Source organism: Mesorhizobium sp. J8 (assembly GCF_016591715.1).
Taxonomy (GTDB): Bacteria; Pseudomonadota; Alphaproteobacteria; order Rhizobiales; family Rhizobiaceae; genus Mesorhizobium.
Genome location: NZ_AP024109.1, coordinates 638,768 through 654,388 on the forward strand (window position 1 = coordinate 638,768; position 15,621 = coordinate 654,388).

Consider the following 15,621-nt stretch of genomic DNA (forward strand, 5'->3'; position numbering starts at 1 on the left):
GGGCGGCTCAGCCTGGAACGCGTGCCGCCCTAATCTTGTGACGACAGCAGCCGGCCGTATCTGCCGACGATCCTGAGCGCGGTCAGCCGTCCCGTCTGGAAGGCGCCGGTGTCGATATCGAGCCGGCGCCCGTCGAGTGTCGGAGCGTCGACGATCGTGTGCCCGTGCACCACCCAGCGGTCGAGGCGATGCGCCGCCTGGAAGAACTCCTCGCGTATGTTGAGGAGATCGCCTTCGTCCTGAGCCTCGAGCGCGATACCGGGCCGGATGCCGGCATGCACGAAGACGAATTGGTCGGAGCAGACCATCGCCGGCAGCGTGCGCAGGAAGTCGACATGGCTGGCTGGAATGGCCTCGCGTATGCGCGCGTCCGCCTGCTCGCTCGAACCGTAGAGGCTTATCAGCCGGTCAGGGTCGACGCCGTAGGAGAACAGGGTCTCGCGGCCGCCATAGCCGAGCCAGGTTTCACGCGAGAGATGACCATCCAGATAGAGCAGCAGCGCGACCTCGTGGTTGCCCACGAGGCAGATGCGCTGGAAGCCCTTCGGCGGCGGCGCCATCAGATGGTCGATCACGCGCCGCGAATGCGGCCCGCGGTCGATATAGTCGCCCAGCATGATGATGATCTTGCGGCCGCGGAAACGCTGCGCATCGAGCTGGATCTTGCCTTCCAGCGCGCGCAGCTCGTCGAGGCAGCCATGCACGTCGCCGATCGCGTAGACGACCGCGTCGCGCATATCCATGACGAGGCGCTCGCGCGGCGCGGGTCGAGGGCGTCTCGATCGTTGGAAAAGGTACACGGATTGGGGCTCGGCTGCTTGCACTGATCTGCGCCTCGATATCATGCCGAATGCAAACAATTCCACACCGGCGCGCGATCGACGGTCGCCTCGTCAGGCGGCCTTCAACCGATAACGGAACAGCGTGTGGTCGAAGAGCAGCCGGATGCGTGGCTCGGCCTCAGCCGCGATCAGCCAGCTCACCGCGATCATGGCGGCGCCGACAGCGGGGATAGCGGCCAGATAGGGCACGCCGGCGCGCATCAGGGCGCCGAGCATCGCCGCGCCGACGACGTCGTGGATCAGATAGAGCGGGTAGGTCATCAGTCCGATCCGCCGCCAGCCGCGCCAGGAAAGGCCGAGGCGCAGCGACCACGCCATCAGCGCGACCGCTGCGAGGAAGATGATGATCGGTGCCGCGTAAGGCATGGCGGCTCCGACCTTGAGGCTGTGCACGTCGACCGAGCTGGCGATCTGCAGCGCGCCCGCGAACAGGAACAGGGCCGTGAAGGCGAGGCGCGGCAGCGTCGTTGCCTTGAAGCGCATCAGCCACAAAAGCACGCCGACGGCGAAGAACGCGCCGTGATGCACCAGCGTCAGCTGCAGCCAGCGCGTCTCGGCGAAACCGGTCCAGCCGAGGGCGAAATAGCCGATCCAGAACAATGTGCTGACGAGGCCGATGACGATGGCGACCGGTTCCATCAAATCGAAGCGACCGAGCCGCAGCAGGACCCAGACGATGGCATAGAATGCGATCTCGATGCCGAGCGTCCAGTAGACGCTGTCCACCCATGGCTCGAAGGGCACGAACAGACCCGTGCGGACAAGGCGGATCACGGCATCCGTCGGCCAGGAAAGGCCCGTCACAAGCAGGACGATCGCCGTGATCGGCGCGCAGATCCAGACCGCCGGCACCAGCCGCCTGAAGCGCGCCTCGAAGAATTTCAGCGGCGTCGCGTTCTCGGCGCTGAAGGCGATGACGAAGCCGCTGATGACGAAGAACACCTGCACGCCGACCCAGCCGGAGCCGGCGAAGGCCATTTCTGGATGCGGCGGGATGCCGCCGGTGGCGCGCGCCGAAATGCCGTCCGGAAAAGCCCAGACCCAGAAGCCATAGTGATAGAACATCACCATGACGGCAGCCAGGAAACGCAGGATGTCGACACCGCCGAATGTCGTCTTGTGCTGAGCCATGCCGTGCCTTCGGTATGGCCCCCCAAGCAAAGTTTAAGGTCTATTGCTGCGTTGCACAACAGGCGATTGCAGTGCGGGATAAATTCGTGAATTCGTCCTTAACAGCGCCGTCTGCCGGATGGCTACACGCCGATGCCGCGTCCCTTCAGCGCCGCCGTGATCTCGTCGAGGATCGCGGGGTCATCGATGGTCGCCGGCATCGTCCATTCCTCCTTGTCGGCGATCTTCTGCATCGTGCCGCGCAGGATCTTGCCGGAACGGGTCTTGGGCAGCCGCTTGATCGTCACCACCGTCTTGAAGGCGGCGACAGGTCCGATCCGCTCGCGCACCAGCCCCACCACCTCGCTTTCAATCGCGCCGGTGTCCCGCGACACGCCGGCATTGAGGACGACGAAGCCGAGCGGCACCTGGCCCTTCATGGCGTCGGCAATGCCGATGACCGCGCATTCCGCGACATCGGGATGCGCCGCAAGCACCTCTTCCATGGCGCCGGTCGACAGCCGGTGGCCGGCGACATTGATGATGTCGTCGGTGCGGGCCATCACGTAGAGATAGCCGTCCTCGTCCATCATGCCGGCATCGGCGGTCTTGTAGTAGCCTGGGAACTCCTCGAGATAGGCCTGCCGGAAGCGGGCGTCCGCATTCCACAGGGTCGGCAGGCAGCCGGCGGGCAGCGGCAGCTTGACCACGACATTGCCGAGCGTGCCACGCGTCACCTCATGGCCGGCATCGTCGAGGATGCGGATGTCGTAGCCCGGCATCGGCACGCCGGGCGAGCCGTATTTCACTGGCAACAGCCCCAGCCCCGCCGGATTGATCGTCATCGGCGAACCGGTTTCGGTCTGCCACCAATGGTCGACGACCGGACGGTCGAGCTTCTGCTCCGCCCATTTGATGGTTTCCGGATCGGCGCGCTCGCCGGCGAGAAACAAGGTGCGGAACTTAGACAGGTCGTATTTCGGCACGAACTCGCCCTTGGGATCCTGCCCCTTGATGGCGCGGAAGGCGGTCGGCGCGGTGAACAGCGCCACGACGCCATGCTCGGAGATCACCCGCCAGTAGGTGCCGGCGTCCGGCGTGCCGATCGGCTTGCCTTCGAAGAGCACGCTGGTGCAGCCATGCAGGAGCGGCCCGTAGACGATGTAGGAATGGCCAACCACCCAGCCGACGTCGGAGGCCGCCCAGAACACTTCGCCGGGCTTGACGCCGAACTCGTTGTCCATGGTCCATTTCAGCGCGACCATGTGGCCGCCATTGTCGCGCACGATGCCCTTCGGCTGGCCGGTCGTGCCGGAGGTGTAGATGATGTAGAGCGGGTCGGTGGCCAGCACCGGCACGCAGTCGACATTGGCGCCGGCGGCCCGTTCGCGGGCGACCGCGTCCGCATAGTCGAAGTCGTAATTGTCCTTCATCTCGCAGCGCAACTGCTCGCGCTGCAGGATGAGGCAGGCGTCGGGCTTGTGCTTCGACATCTCGATCGCCTTGTCGAGCAAAGGCTTGTAGGCGACGACCCGTCCGGGCTCCAGCCCGCAGGACGCGGAGATGATCAGCTTCGGCTTGGCGTCGTCGATGCGGGTGGCGAGCTCATGCGAGGCGAAGCCGCCGAACACCACCGAATGCACGGCGCCCAGCCTGGCCGAGGCGAGCATGGCGATGGCCGCTTCCGCCACCATCGGCATGTAGATGATGACGCGGTCGCCCTTGCCGATGCCGCGATGCCGCAGCACCGAGGCCAGCGCGACGACCTCGCGCTTCAATTCGGCATAGGTGAATTTCCGGATCGTGCCGGTGATCGCGCTGTCATGGATCAGCGCCAGCTGGTCGGCGCGGCCGCCGGCGACATGGCGGTCGATTGCGTTGTAGCAGGTGTTGCAGGTGGCGCCGACGAACCAGCGGCCATAGACGCCTTGCGTCGGGTCGAAGACCTTTTCGGCCGGCTTGTACCAGTCGATCGCCTTCGCTGCTTCGGCCCAGAACCCTACGGGGTCGCGTTTCCAGCCCTCATAGACTTCGTGATAGCGTGAGGCCATCCGCCTTCCTCCCAAGAAACGTTCTGCCGCCTGCCATAGACTAAGCCGCGCGTGACGGCCATGTCTTCCTGCATTTTGGTCGACACCGCCGGCAAACGTCTCTGTTCGGAGCCTCCGGTGGAGGCGTCGCTGTCACTGTCCCTGATCTAAGCCGGCTTAAAGCGGCAGCGCCGCGAGCATCAGCCCGACGCCGCCGGCGATCAGGATGGCCGCCGCAAGCGCCTTCCGATGACGCTCGAACGCCGTCGGAGCCCGTTCCCAATTGTAACGCATACAGATCACTCCCCAAAGCCCGGCGGACTCATAGCTTACCCAACGGCAGGAAGGCAAGACCTTGCTAATATTCGCCCCGCGACGGTCAGGCCTGCGGGGCTAGACGTCCCGCCTTCGGCATCCGTGCCAATGGACAGCCTCGCGGCACCGCGCTAATTGCTCTTTGAGCGAAGGGAGCGGGCGGATGGCTGAAATCGGCTCTGAAACGGTGCTTCGGATGGCGGACGATGCGTCCGTGCAGCATGTCGGCGATGGCGCCGTCGTGCTCCTGGCGCGTAGCGGCCAGCTCTACACCTGCAACGACACGACCGAGGCTTTTCTCGACAAGGTGAACGGCGCGCGCAACCTTAATCAGATCGTCGACCTGCTGTCCGACGAATTCGAGGTCGACAAGGCAACGCTCGACCACGACATGGCCGAATTGGCCGCCGAGCTGGTGGCTGAAGGCATCCTCGCCGACCCGGGGGCGTGATGGCCGACAGACCGGTCCTGCGCGTCCTGTTCCGCGTCCATTTGTGGCTCAGCGCGCGGCTGATGCCGTTGCTGGTCGGCCGTCGCGATTTCGAAGGCGTGTTGAAACTGGCGCCGCTGCGCTCGCCCGCGCCCTATCGTAACTTGCCTTGGACCTACATCGTCCATCGCGTCAAGCGAACGGTGCGGCGTCCCTGGCTGATGCGCGATCGCAGATGCCTTCGCGAAGGTCTGCTCGGTTTTCGCTTTCTGCGCATGGCCGGCCTCGACCCAGAGCTGCGTTTTGGCGTCGATGCCAACTCGATGCACGAGTCTCGCCTGTCGGCGCATTGCTGGGTCTGCCTCGACGGCAAGCCGGTGGTCAGTGACAGCCAGCCCGGCATGGTGGAGATCTACCGCCACCCGGCCAGGAGGAAGGCGCCAGCCGCTTGAGCGACCCGATTTTCCGCTACGACCTCAATGGCCAGGTCATAGGCATCACCGCCGCGCGCGCCGATCTTTGGCCGGGCTTCGACCTGATGCTTGGCGCCCTGCGTGTGGAAGAGCCTGTCCCGCCCGGTTTTCGCGTCGACATCGTCGAGACGCCCGAGTTGCAGGAGAACCCGGAGGGAAAGCTGGCCTTCGACGGCGACGTGCCGCCGGACGGCCATTGCCGCATGATCGATGCCGGCAGCGTCTTCCATCTCGTCTTTCCGGGCCAGCAGACGTTGTCGATCCGCGACGGCGAGGGTCGGGCCGAAATCCGTCTTCATCCAGACGGCAAGATCAAGTGGACTTTGCTGATGATGGTGCTGGACGCGGCGCTCGACGCGGACGGCCAGCATATGCTGCACACCGCGGGTCTCACCTTGCCTGGAAAGGACGGCCTGGTTCTCATTCATGCGCCAAGCGGCACGGGCAAGTCGACGACGTCGCTGGCGCTTGCGTCGCGGGGCTTCGGCCTTTGCTCGGACGACGTGATGATCCTCAACGCAAGGGCGCAGGGCATCACGGCCTGGGGCATGCCGCGCAAGGTGAAGGTCCACCGCAACACGGCGGCGATGCTGCCCTTCGTCGCGCCTTGCCTGGGCGAAAGCTGGGATGCCGAGGGCGAACAGTCTGTTTCGCTGGACCGCCTCGGCGAAATCATCCGCGTCGAGGATGTGCGTGCCAGGCCCGTCGCCGCGCTCCTGCATCTCGCGCGCTCGGCCGATACCGAGACCCGGCTGCTGCCGATGGCCAGGACCGACGCCATGGTGACTTTGGCTACCGACAATGTGCGGACTGGCATGACCGGCCTGCTGTCGCTGCAGAAAAGGCGCATGGCGATGATCGCGGCGCTGGTGAAGGCGGTGCCGACCTTCACGCTGGAAGTCGGGGCAAGGCCGGCCGAGGCGGCGGCGCTGATCCGCGCCAAGGTGGATATCTAGCCGGAAGCGAGCTCCCCGCGATCACGCCGGATGAGGTCGCGGCCGCGCCAGCCTCTGCACCCAGCGGAAAGCGTCACGGCTGAGGCGTGAGCGCAGCTTTTCGCGCGAGTTCACGCGAAGCAGCATGTTGCCGGTGATCAGCCATTTCGCCAGCCGTATCGAGAGATCCGGCTTGATGCGGTCGGCGAGCTCGATCGCGCGCGGCGCGGCGAACAGGCGACCGGTGACGTTGAGGACCGTCGCCAGCTCGAGCTCGATGCCCGTCATGCGGGCGGCCTCGAGCAGGCGCGCTTCGTCTTCTGGCGATTTCAACGCCCGCACGCCTTGCAGCACGTCGACGCAGAGCTGCAGCCTGTGGAACTTGTGGCCGCCTGCGGCATGGACGATGGCGATGGTGAGAAGTGCCGCCGGCGTGTCGGGCTCGCCCTTGTCGATCGCCTGCAGCTCACGAAAGCCGAGCGACAGACGCCTGCGCATCCCGGTGTCGTGCACCAGATTGCCGTGCAATTCGATGAGCAGGCTCGAGTTGTCTTTCTCCAGCCATTTGAATTCCTGCAGCTCGTGCGAGAGGGCCTCGCCGCTGCCGAGCTCGAAGCCGCATTCGGCGATCGTCCGGTTGGCCGCCTCGATGCCGGCGGGATCGACGAGGATGTCGATGTCGGTGAAGGGACGGTCGGCAAGCTGCCGATAGAGCCTGCGCGCGAACACCGGCCCCTTGACGATCCGGGCCGGGATGCCTTTTGCCGCCATCGCCTTCATCACGCGGTCGCCGTGATATTGCAGCAACATCGACTGCCCGGTCGCCATCGTCATCTGGTCGCGCAACTCGGCAAGCTTTTGCCGCAGGCCCACGTCTTTCGGCAGATCGGCGTCGCCTCGTTCCCGGAGCTTGCGCAGCACGATCGGCAGCACGCCATGGAACTCCGCATTGGCGAGCAGCGCCAGCAGGCCGGCTGCCGAAACGTCCTTGTCCCGATCGGCGGTTGCCTCCGGGTCCGAGAGGTTGAGCAGCAGTTTTTCCTGGGCAGGCGAAAGCTCGGGCAGCATCGTTCAGGCAGCAGCAAGGTTCCATGCATGCTGTCAGAAAAGCCCCAGCGAAGCCAGCGCCGCTCTATCTCGTTGTTTTAGCGCAGTTCCGGACGGAAAACCGCTTCACGCTTCTCCCGGAATTGCTCTACATCCCCCAGCGCAGCGCAGCGGTGTGCACGGGAGCGTCCCATAGCGCCGTCATCTCATCGTCGAGCATGGTGAGCGTGATCGAGCATCCGGCCATGTCGAGCGAGGTCACATAGGAGCCGACCAACGAGCGGATCACTGTCACGCCGCGTTTCTCGAACATTTTGCGCGCGCTGTTGTACATCAGATAAAGCTCCATCGACGGCGTGCCGCCGAAGCCGTTGACGAAAAGCAGCGCCGGCCCCTTGGCGCGTTCACCCAGGTCGCCGGCGATGGCCGCGCAGACCTCCTCGGCGATGGCGTCGGCGCTCTTCAGCATCTCGCGCCGCCGGCCGGGCTCGCCATGGATGCCGACGCCGAATTCCATCTCGCTGTCGCCGATCTCGAAGGTCGGCTTGCCGGCGGCTGGCACCGTGCCGCTGGTCAGCGCCACGCCCATCGAGCGCGTCGCTGCGTTGACGCGATCGCCCAGCGCCTTGAGGTCGGGCAGGGCCATGCCTTGCTCGGCGGCGCCGCCGACGATCTTTTCCACCACCAGCGTGCCGGCCACTCCGCGCCGTCCGGTCGTGTAGGACGAGTTCTCGACCGCGACGTCGTCATTGGTCACCACCTGCAGCACGCCGTCCGCCATCTCGGCCGCCATGTCGAAATTCATCACGTCGCCTTCGTAGTTCTTGACGATGAACAGGCAGCCGGCGCCGGTGTCGACCGCCTCGACGGCGGCCAGCATCTGGTCGGGTGTCGGCGAGGTGAAGACCTGGCCGGGGCAGGCGGCGTCCAGCATGCCATGGCCGACCAACCCGCCATGCAGCGGCTCGTGGCCCGAGCCGCCGCCGGAGATCAGCGCCACCTTGCCGGGCTTCAGCTCCTTGCGGCGGATGAATTTGTGGTCGTCGCCAAGCACGAGGATGTCGGCATGGGCGGCGGCGAAGCCGTCGAGGCTTTCGGTCAGCACCGTGTCCACCGAATTGAGAAACTTCTTCATGGCAGTCCTCCCGACTGTCTTTGGTTTACGCAATTCCGAACGGAAAACCGCTACACACCTTTCCCTGGAATTGCTTGTGCTCAGCCGCTGCCCTTGCCGGCGATGCTGGTGATCTTCTGGATGAATTCGTTGATCGCCCGGTCGAGCGCGGCGTTCTGCTTGTCGTCGCCGAAATCCGGCACGATCAGCGAGACATGGCGCGTCTTGCGCTGGCCCGAAGCCGCGGGCGCCTTGCCGGGATGCGCCTGGTGATAGGCGGCCATGAACTGGTCGCGCTCGGCCTGGTTGAAGTGGCAGACCGAGAAGATGGAAGGCAGATGCTTCGACGGGATCGGGATCGAATAGGCGGGGCTCGATATCTGCGTGACGAAGCTGCGGTGCTTGCCGAGCGCATCGGCAAGCCGCTGGCGCATGCCCGACGGACGCTGGTCGATGACCTGCGAAAGGATCGTCTTATAGGCGCGGATCGCGTCTTCCGAACCGGCTTCTTGTATCTTGGCAGTCTTGGCCATGCCGCGCCTACACCGAAACGTCCGCGATGGCCGCCTTGGCCATGGCAAGTTGCGCCGGCGCGACCGACAGGTCGCGCAGGCCCGCTTCGAGCAGCGCCGGGATGGCTGCCGGATCGCCGCCCGCGTCGCCGCAGAGGCTGACCGGAACACCCTTCTCCTGTCCGAAGGCCGCGACTGAAGCGATCAGCCGCAGCACCGCCGGATGGCGCACGGAATTGAGATGCGCGACCGCCGCATTGTCGCGCGCGGCCGCCATCACATATTGCGTCAGATCGTTGGAGCCGATCGAGAGGAAGGCGACATCGCGGAAGGCTTCCGGCGCCAGCGCGACGGAAGGCACCTCGACCATGATGCCGAGCGGCGGAAGCTTGTGCGCGACGCCTTCCGCCGCAAGCGCCGACTGTTCTTCGGCGAACAGCGCCGCGGCTTGGGCATACTCGTCAGGCGTGGCGATCATCGGGAACATCACCTTCAGATTGCCGTGGATGGCGGCGCGCAGCAATGCCCGTATCTGCACGCGGAAGATATCGCGCCGCTTGAGCGAAAGCCTTATGCCGCGCAGGCCGAGAAACGGGTTGGTCTCCGCGACGGTGAAACCCGGCACCGGCTTGTCGCCGCCGGCATCGACGGTGCGGATGGTCACCGGCTTGTCGCCGGCCCATTCCAGCACCTTGCGATAAGCATGGTATTGCGTTTCCTCGTCGGGCAGCGTCTTGCCGAACAGGAATTCCGTGCGCATCAGGCCGACGCCGTCGCAGGTCGCGATATCGATGCCGTCGACGTCGGAAGGGTAGGCGATGTTGACCTGGACCCGCACGGCGGTGCCGGCCTTGGTCACCGCAGGCGCCGTCAGAAATGTCCTCGCCGCGCCCTGGCGGTTGGCGAAGGCGGAGGCCAATTGCCGGAAGGCTTCGATCTCAGCCCGCGACGGCGAAAGGACGATCGCGCCGTGCTCCGCATCGAGCAGCACGACACCGGTGGGCCGCCCCGCCGGGGCACCGAGCCCAACCACCATCGGCACGCCGCGCGAGCGCGCCAGCATCGCAACGTGGCTGGCCGTGCTGCCGGCTCTCAGCGCTATCCCGCCGCCCTTGCTCCAATCGGTTTCGAGGAAACGCGTCGGCGCGATGTCCTCACCATAGAGGATCGCGCCCGGAGGCGCCGCGGCCTCGCCGGTCTCGCTCAGCGCCCGCAGCACCTGGTCGCGGATGTCGCGCAAATCGGCGGCGCGGGCGCGGAAATAGTCCTGGTCCGACGCCTCATAGCCGGCGATCTCATTGTCCAGCGCCGCGCGCCAGGCGGCGTCCGCCGGCTGTCCGGAGCCGATCGCCGCCAGGGCCGGACCGCGCAATGCGTCGTCCTCCAGCATGGCGATGTGGAATTCAAGGATGCCGGCGGCGTCGCCATCGGCGGTTTCGACCAGCGCCGCCATCCGGCCGACGGCCTTGCCGATTGCGCTCACCAATGCGGCTTGTTCTTCCTCGGCGCTTGCTTTGCGCTTGTAGCTGGCCGGAGGCTGGTCGAGGTCGAACAGCGGGCCTTCGGCATAGCCGGGAGAGGCGGGGATACCCTCAACCCGCATGGCTCGCGTTCCTCGCCGGCCTGGCGACAGTCAGGTCGGTCTCAAGCGGACCGGACATGATCCGTGTCCTCGTCGAAGTCGCGCTGCACGAGGTCGACCAGCGCCTTCACCGCCTGGGTCGCGCCGTCGCCCCTGGCGCGGATATGCAGCATGGTCCCTTTCGGCGCCTTTGCCGCCATCACCTTGACGATGCTCTTGGCGTCGAACCAGGGGCCATTTGCCGCGACCGCCACCTCCACCTCGGCCGCGAACGATTTGGCGAGCTTTGTGAACTTCACCGAAGGGCGCGCATGCAGACCCACCGCGTGGGTGATCAGGACCGTTGCTTCGGCGGATGCGGACATTCAGTCGGTTCCCGTTCGTTCACGACGGCGACAATTCATGCGCCGTCGCCACCACTTCCTTGAGCGAGGCGCCGCCGGAGGATTCGGTTGCCGCCATCACCGCGCCCTCCACGATCGGCGCGTTGCAGACGACGATCTTGTGCGAGCGTGGCTCGCCGATCATCTCGACCGCCATCTCCGAATTGGTCTCGGCGCCGCCGAGATCGACCAGGATGGCGACGCCCGCTTCCGACCAGGCCTTGTCGATCGCGCCCATGATCGCCTCGACGCTGGTGCCGAGCCCGCCATGGCCGTTTCCGCCGCACCACGCAAGCGGCACTTCGTCGCCCACCATCTGGCGCACCATGTCGGCCGTGCCCTCGGCAACCAAGGGCGAATGCGACACGATGACGATACCGACATTGCTCATCAATTGCCCTCAATGGCTTCCGCGATTGCGCGCACCAGCAGCGCGGTCGAGCGCGCACCGGCGTCCATATGCCCGATCGAGCGCTCCCCCAGGAAGGAAGCCCGCCCGCGCAGGGCCTTCATCGGCACGGTAGCGTCCGCCGCCCGGTCGGCGGCATCGGCGATTTCCGCGCCCGTCTCGCCTTGCGCCAGCGCGTCATACACCGGTTGCAGCACGTCGAGCATGGTTTTTTGGCCAACTTGCGATTTGCCGCGCGCCGCGACCGCTTCGATCGCCTTGCCCAGCGCCGTGGTCAGCGCGGCGCGGTCCGGTGCCGGCGGCAGGTCCTTGCCAAGCGCCATGAACAGCGTGCCGAACAGCGGCCCGGAGGCGCCGCCCACGGTCATGACCAGCTTGGTGCCTACCGCTTTCAGCGCGTCGGGCAGCGGTTTCGCCGCGAATGCGCCCGCCTCGGCGCGCACCGCCTCGAAGCCGCGTTTCATGTTCAGCCCGTGGTCGCCGTCGCCGATCGCCTGGTCGAGCGCCGTCAACTCCTCGGCATGCGCCGCGATCGTATCGGCGGCCGCCGCGATCAATCGGGAGAAATCGGCTGCGGCCATCATTTGCCCTTCATGCCGGGGCGAACAGCGCCGCCACGGCAGCGAAAACTTCGGCCACGGCGAAGGCGCCGGGATCCGCGACGTCGAGCTGCCTGCCGATATAGGCGGAACGCCCGGCCTTCGCCTTCTGCATTGCCACCGTCGCCTCCGCGCCATGTCGGGCGGCCGAAGCGGCCGCTTCCAGTCCGCGCGCGTCGAGTGCCTTCAGCGCCGGCTCCAGCGCATCGACCATGGTGCGGTCGCCGATCCTGGCGCCGCCATAGAAGGTCATCCGGTCGAGCCCGGCGAGCAGGGCCTTGGGTAAAGTTGCGCCGAAACCCAAAGTCTGTGCGGTGGCAGTAAAAAAGATCGACAGCAACACGCCACTGGAGCCGCCCATCGACGTGCCCAGCGCATCGCCGATCGCGGCGACCGTCGCGGCGCGATCGGCGAGCGGCAGCGCATCGATGCGCTCGAGGATGCTGCGCGCGCCCGTCGCAACGGTCGAGCCGGTGTCGCCGTCGCCTGCCTTGGCGTCGAGCGCGTTGAGCGGCTCTTCGAGCTCGATCAGCCTTTGGCAGGCGGCTTTGATCAGCCGCTCGGCGGCCGCATCGCGGCTGGCGGGCTTTGTGGCTGGGCCGGCGGCGGGCTTGGCCATCGCGATAACGACCGGCTGACGAACCGGCTTTGCCGGCAGCCAGGCAGGCGGCCCGACGGGCGCCAGCAGCGCCGCCTCGCGTTCCGCATCCAGCTTGATCAGCGACAACGAAAAGCCGTTCATATTGAGCGCGGTCATCAGGTGCCCAGGTCCGATCGTCAGCGCCACCGCCTTTGCCAGCGACGAAGACAGCACGGCATTCGCGATCAGTGACATTTCGAGCGGCGGCACCGATCCCAGATTGTTGACCAGCAGGGCGTAGCGGCTGCCGGCATCGAGCCGCGCGGCGAGGCGCTCGGCCATGATGGCGACGAGCGAGCTGGCGCTCTGCAGCGCGATACGCTCGACGCCCGGCTCGCCATGGATGCCGAGGCCGAGCTCGCCGTCTTCGGCGCCGAAGCGCTCCTCATGCGCCTGTCCGGGGATCGAGCAGGAGGAGAGCGAGATGCCGAGCGAAACGATATCCTTGGCCGCCGCGCGCGCAGCCGCGGCAACCGATGCCAAGTCATGGCCGGCTTCCGAAAGGTGACCGGCGATCTTGTGTACGAACAGCGTGCCGGCGACGCCGCGCGGCTGGGCGATATCAGGCAGCGCGATGTCGTCGCTGACGATCACCATCTCGACCGCAAGCCCCTCGGCGCGCGCCTTCTCCGCGGCCAGTCCGAAATTAAGCCGGTCGCCGGTGTAGTTCTTGACGATCAGCAGGCAGCCGGCGGAACCGGTCGTGGCGCGGATCGCCGCCAGCACCGCTTCGACGCTGGGCGAGGCGAAGATCTCGCCGGAGACGGCCGCCGTCAGCATGCCGGCGCCGACGAAGCCGGCATGCGAAGGTTCATGTCCGGCGCCGCCGCCCGAAACCACGGCCACCTTCGTCTTGTCCCAGTCGGCGCGCAGCACGACCTTGATCTCGGGGTAGCCGTCGAGGCGGGCGAGCGTGCCCGACCCTGCCGTGGCGAGGAAGCCGTCCAGCGCCTCCGTGACGATCGTGTCCTTGCGGTTGAAAAAATGCTTCATGGATTTCGTCCAGTCCGTATCTGCGGTCGTCAATCGGTGTGAGTATAGGGCGGAGCGCGAATATAGGAGGCGAGGCGGCTACATCAGTCCCCCGCTACATCAATCTCTGCCCGTCCGAGCCGAAATAAAGCGGCGCGATATAGCGGATCGTCACCTTGTCCCCCTTTGCGAGCGGCGTGTCGGGATCGGTCAGCGTCACCAGTTTCTTCGCGCCCACGGTCACATGCAGGTGGTTCTGGTCGCCGAGATGCTCGACCCAGTCGACGACGCCGTCGGCATGTCCGTTCGTTGCCTTCTCGATCGCGAGGTGCTCGGTGCGCGCGCCGATCGTTTTCGTTCCGGCTGGCGCGCCGCCGTCGGGCAAGAGCCCGGCGGGCAGAAGGTTGATCGCCGGCTGGCCGAGGCGCGCGGCGACATGCAGGTTCGCCGGTTCGGAATAGATCGCCCGCGGCGTGCCGATCTGCACCAGCACGCCGTCGGCGAGGATGCCGATGCGGTCGGCCATGGTCATCGCTTCGATCTGGTCGTGCGTGACATAGAGCATGGTGGCGCCGAGCTCGGACTGGATTCGCTTCAGCTCGAGCCGGAGATCAGCGCGCAGCTTGGCGTCGAGCGAGGAGAGCGGCTCGTCCATCAGGTAGATCGCGGGCTTGCGCACCAGCGCGCGGCCGATGGCGACGCGCTGCATCTCGCCGCCCGACAACCTTGTCGAGCGGTTGTCGAGCTTGTGGTCGATGCGCACCATGCGCGCCACCTCCTCGACGCGGCGGCGCACCGCCTCCTCCGGAAAGCGTCGCGCCGGCGAGCGCAGCGGGAAGGCGAGATTGTCGAACACCGACAGATGCGGGTAGAGCGAATATTGCTGGAAGACGAAGGCGGTGTCGCGCTCGGCCGGCGACAGCGCGGTCGCGTCATGGCCGCCGATATGGATCGTGCCGCTGTCCGGCCGCTCCAGCCCGGCAATCAGCCTCAGCGTCGTCGTCTTGCCGGCGCCGGTCGGACCGAGCAGCACGACGAATTCACCGTCCTTGACCGCGAGGTCGAGATCCTCGATCGCGATGGTGTCGCCAAAACTCTTGGTCACGCCCTGGATACGGACATCAGCCATGGCGTGCCTCCGCTGCCTGATCATGCATGGCGGTCCTGACCGCGCGTCCGGAACCCTTTTCGAACAGCGACAGCCGGGCGCTGCTCAGCGTCAGCCCGACCTGTTCGCCGGGGCTGAGATGGATGCCGGCCGGCACCCGCGCCTTGATGATGCCGTCGGCCGTCTCCACCGCGACGATCTGCGTGGTGCCGAGATATTCTGTGCCGTAGATCGCACCGCGCAGCTTCGAGCCGTCGTCGAAGCGGATGTGCTCGGGCCGGATGCCGAGCGCCATGTCGGCGGGCGCGATGTCCTCGCGCACTTCCGGCACCGCGACCTTGGCGCCCTGAACGACGATCTCCTTCGCGCCCTTCGCGAGGCCGCCGCCGAATTTCAGGAAATTCATTGGCGGCGAGCCGATGAAATCGGCAACGAACATCGTCGCTGGCCGGTCATAGATTTCGCGTGGGCTTCCGAACTGTTCGATGACGCCGTGGTTCATCACCGCGATCTTGTCGGCCATCGACATCGCTTCCATCTGGTCATGCGTGACGTAGACTGTGGTGGCGTGGATGCGGTTGTGCAGTTCGCGCAGCTCATGCACCATCAAATCGCGGAATTCCGTATCGAGAGTCCCCAGCGGCTCATCCATGAGAAAACATTTCGGCCGCCGCACGATGGCGCGGCCGAGCGCGACGCGCTGGCGGTCGCCGCCGGCAAGGCCGGAGACGGATTTGTCGAGGAGATGATCGATGCGCAAGAGCTTCGCCGTCTCTTCGACGCGGCTGCGGATCTCGGCCGACGGCATGCCCTGCGCCAGCAGTGGAAAGCCGATATTCTTGCGCACATTCACGTGCGGGTAGAGCGCGAAGAGCTGGAAGACGAAGGCGATGTCGCGCTCGCGCGCCCGGCGCATGGTGACGTCCTCGCCGCCGAGCAGGATCTTGCCGCCGGTCGGCAGCTCGAGGCCGGCGATCATGCGCAGCGTCGTCGTCTTGCCGCAGCCGGACGGGCCGAGCATGACGAAGAACTCGCCGTCCTCGACGACGAAATTGGAATCCTGCACGGCGACGAAGGCGCCGAAGGCTTTCCTCAGATTCTGAACACGGATCTCGGCCAT

Annotated in this window: 16 protein-coding genes; 3 read left to right on the forward strand and 13 right to left on the reverse strand. The window is 66.2% G+C overall.

The annotated features are described in order from the left end of the window. Nucleotides 1-29: 29 nt before the first annotated feature. The 3 genes from MJ8_RS03055 to MJ8_RS03065 all read right to left on the reverse strand — a co-directional run bounded on the left by MJ8_RS03055 (nucleotide 30) and on the right by MJ8_RS03065 (nucleotide 4,003). A complete protein-coding gene (locus MJ8_RS03055) occupies nucleotides 30-743 on the reverse strand; it encodes a metallophosphoesterase (RefSeq protein WP_225248114.1) in 714 nt (237 codons plus the stop codon). 150 nt (nucleotides 744-893) lie between these two features. Continuing rightward, complete coding sequence (locus tag MJ8_RS03060; protein WP_201413030.1) at nucleotides 894-1,973, reverse strand: acyltransferase family protein; 1,080 nt, start codon at nucleotides 1,971-1,973, stop codon at nucleotides 894-896. A 122-nt stretch (nucleotides 1,974-2,095) separates the two neighbouring features. Continuing rightward, nucleotides 2,096-4,003: a propionyl-CoA synthetase gene (locus MJ8_RS03065; protein ID WP_201413031.1), complete on the reverse strand. Its 1,908-nt coding sequence runs from the start codon at nucleotides 4,001-4,003 to the stop codon at nucleotides 2,096-2,098. 457 nt (nucleotides 4,004-4,460) lie between these two features. Between MJ8_RS03065 and MJ8_RS03070 the strand changes: the two genes are divergently transcribed. The 3 genes from MJ8_RS03070 to MJ8_RS03080 are packed head-to-tail and all read left to right on the forward strand — an operon-like array spanning nucleotide 4,461 to nucleotide 6,156. After that, a complete protein-coding gene (locus tag MJ8_RS03070; RefSeq protein WP_201413032.1) occupies nucleotides 4,461-4,748 on the forward strand; it encodes a PqqD family protein in 288 nt (95 codons plus the stop codon). After that, on the forward strand, nucleotides 4,748-5,179 hold the full coding sequence (locus tag MJ8_RS03075; protein ID WP_201413033.1) for a lasso peptide biosynthesis B2 protein: 432 nt from the start codon (nucleotides 4,748-4,750) through the stop codon (nucleotides 5,177-5,179). The genes MJ8_RS03070 and MJ8_RS03075 overlap by 1 nt, the downstream gene beginning before the upstream one ends. Beyond that, nucleotides 5,176-6,156 carry a serine kinase gene (locus MJ8_RS03080; RefSeq protein ID WP_201413034.1) on the forward strand — a complete coding sequence of 327 codons (981 nt, stop codon included), beginning with the start codon at nucleotides 5,176-5,178 and terminating at the stop codon, nucleotides 6,154-6,156. Before MJ8_RS03075 ends, MJ8_RS03080 begins: the two co-directional genes overlap by 4 nt. A 21-nt stretch (nucleotides 6,157-6,177) precedes the next feature. Here MJ8_RS03080 and MJ8_RS03085 read toward each other — a convergent pair whose 3' ends face one another. From MJ8_RS03085 to MJ8_RS03130, 10 genes are all read right to left on the reverse strand, one after another. Next, nucleotides 6,178-7,203: a nucleotidyltransferase family protein gene (locus tag MJ8_RS03085; protein WP_201413035.1), complete on the reverse strand. Its 1,026-nt coding sequence runs from the start codon at nucleotides 7,201-7,203 to the stop codon at nucleotides 6,178-6,180. Nucleotides 7,204-7,330: 127 nt separating this feature from the next. Continuing rightward, nucleotides 7,331-8,317 carry a dihydroxyacetone kinase subunit DhaK gene (gene dhaK, locus MJ8_RS03090; RefSeq protein ID WP_201413036.1) on the reverse strand — a complete coding sequence of 329 codons (987 nt, stop codon included), beginning with the start codon at nucleotides 8,315-8,317 and terminating at the stop codon, nucleotides 7,331-7,333. 80 nt (nucleotides 8,318-8,397) lie between these two features. Continuing rightward, entirely contained in the window at nucleotides 8,398-8,829 is a 432-nt protein-coding gene (locus MJ8_RS03095) for a hypothetical protein (RefSeq protein ID WP_201413037.1), read from the reverse strand. A 7-nt stretch (nucleotides 8,830-8,836) separates the two neighbouring features. After that, nucleotides 8,837-10,411, reverse strand: a complete 1,575-nt coding sequence (gene ptsP, locus MJ8_RS03100) for a phosphoenolpyruvate--protein phosphotransferase (protein ID WP_201413038.1) — start codon at nucleotides 10,409-10,411, stop codon at nucleotides 8,837-8,839. A 41-nt stretch (nucleotides 10,412-10,452) separates the two neighbouring features. Further along, entirely contained in the window at nucleotides 10,453-10,755 is a 303-nt protein-coding gene (locus MJ8_RS03105) for an HPr family phosphocarrier protein (RefSeq protein WP_201413039.1), read from the reverse strand. Between the two features lie 19 nt (nucleotides 10,756-10,774). Continuing rightward, the gene (gene dhaM, locus MJ8_RS03110) at nucleotides 10,775-11,164 is read right to left on the reverse strand and encodes a dihydroxyacetone kinase phosphoryl donor subunit DhaM (protein WP_042645089.1); all 390 of its coding nucleotides are present in this window, start codon (nucleotides 11,162-11,164) and stop codon (nucleotides 10,775-10,777) included. Beyond that, nucleotides 11,164-11,763 carry a dihydroxyacetone kinase subunit DhaL gene (gene dhaL / locus MJ8_RS03115; protein WP_201415285.1) on the reverse strand — a complete coding sequence of 200 codons (600 nt, stop codon included), beginning with the start codon at nucleotides 11,761-11,763 and terminating at the stop codon, nucleotides 11,164-11,166. Before dhaL ends, dhaM begins: the two co-directional genes overlap by 1 nt. A 10-nt stretch (nucleotides 11,764-11,773) precedes the next feature. Then, on the reverse strand, nucleotides 11,774-13,414 hold the full coding sequence (locus MJ8_RS03120) for a dihydroxyacetone kinase subunit DhaK (protein WP_201413040.1): 1,641 nt from the start codon (nucleotides 13,412-13,414) through the stop codon (nucleotides 11,774-11,776). Between the two features lie 94 nt (nucleotides 13,415-13,508). Next, nucleotides 13,509-14,522: an ABC transporter ATP-binding protein gene (locus tag MJ8_RS03125; protein ID WP_201413041.1), complete on the reverse strand. Its 1,014-nt coding sequence runs from the start codon at nucleotides 14,520-14,522 to the stop codon at nucleotides 13,509-13,511. After that, nucleotides 14,515-15,621 carry an ABC transporter ATP-binding protein gene (locus tag MJ8_RS03130; protein ID WP_201413042.1) on the reverse strand — a complete coding sequence of 369 codons (1,107 nt, stop codon included), beginning with the start codon at nucleotides 15,619-15,621 and terminating at the stop codon, nucleotides 14,515-14,517. Before MJ8_RS03130 ends, MJ8_RS03125 begins: the two co-directional genes overlap by 8 nt.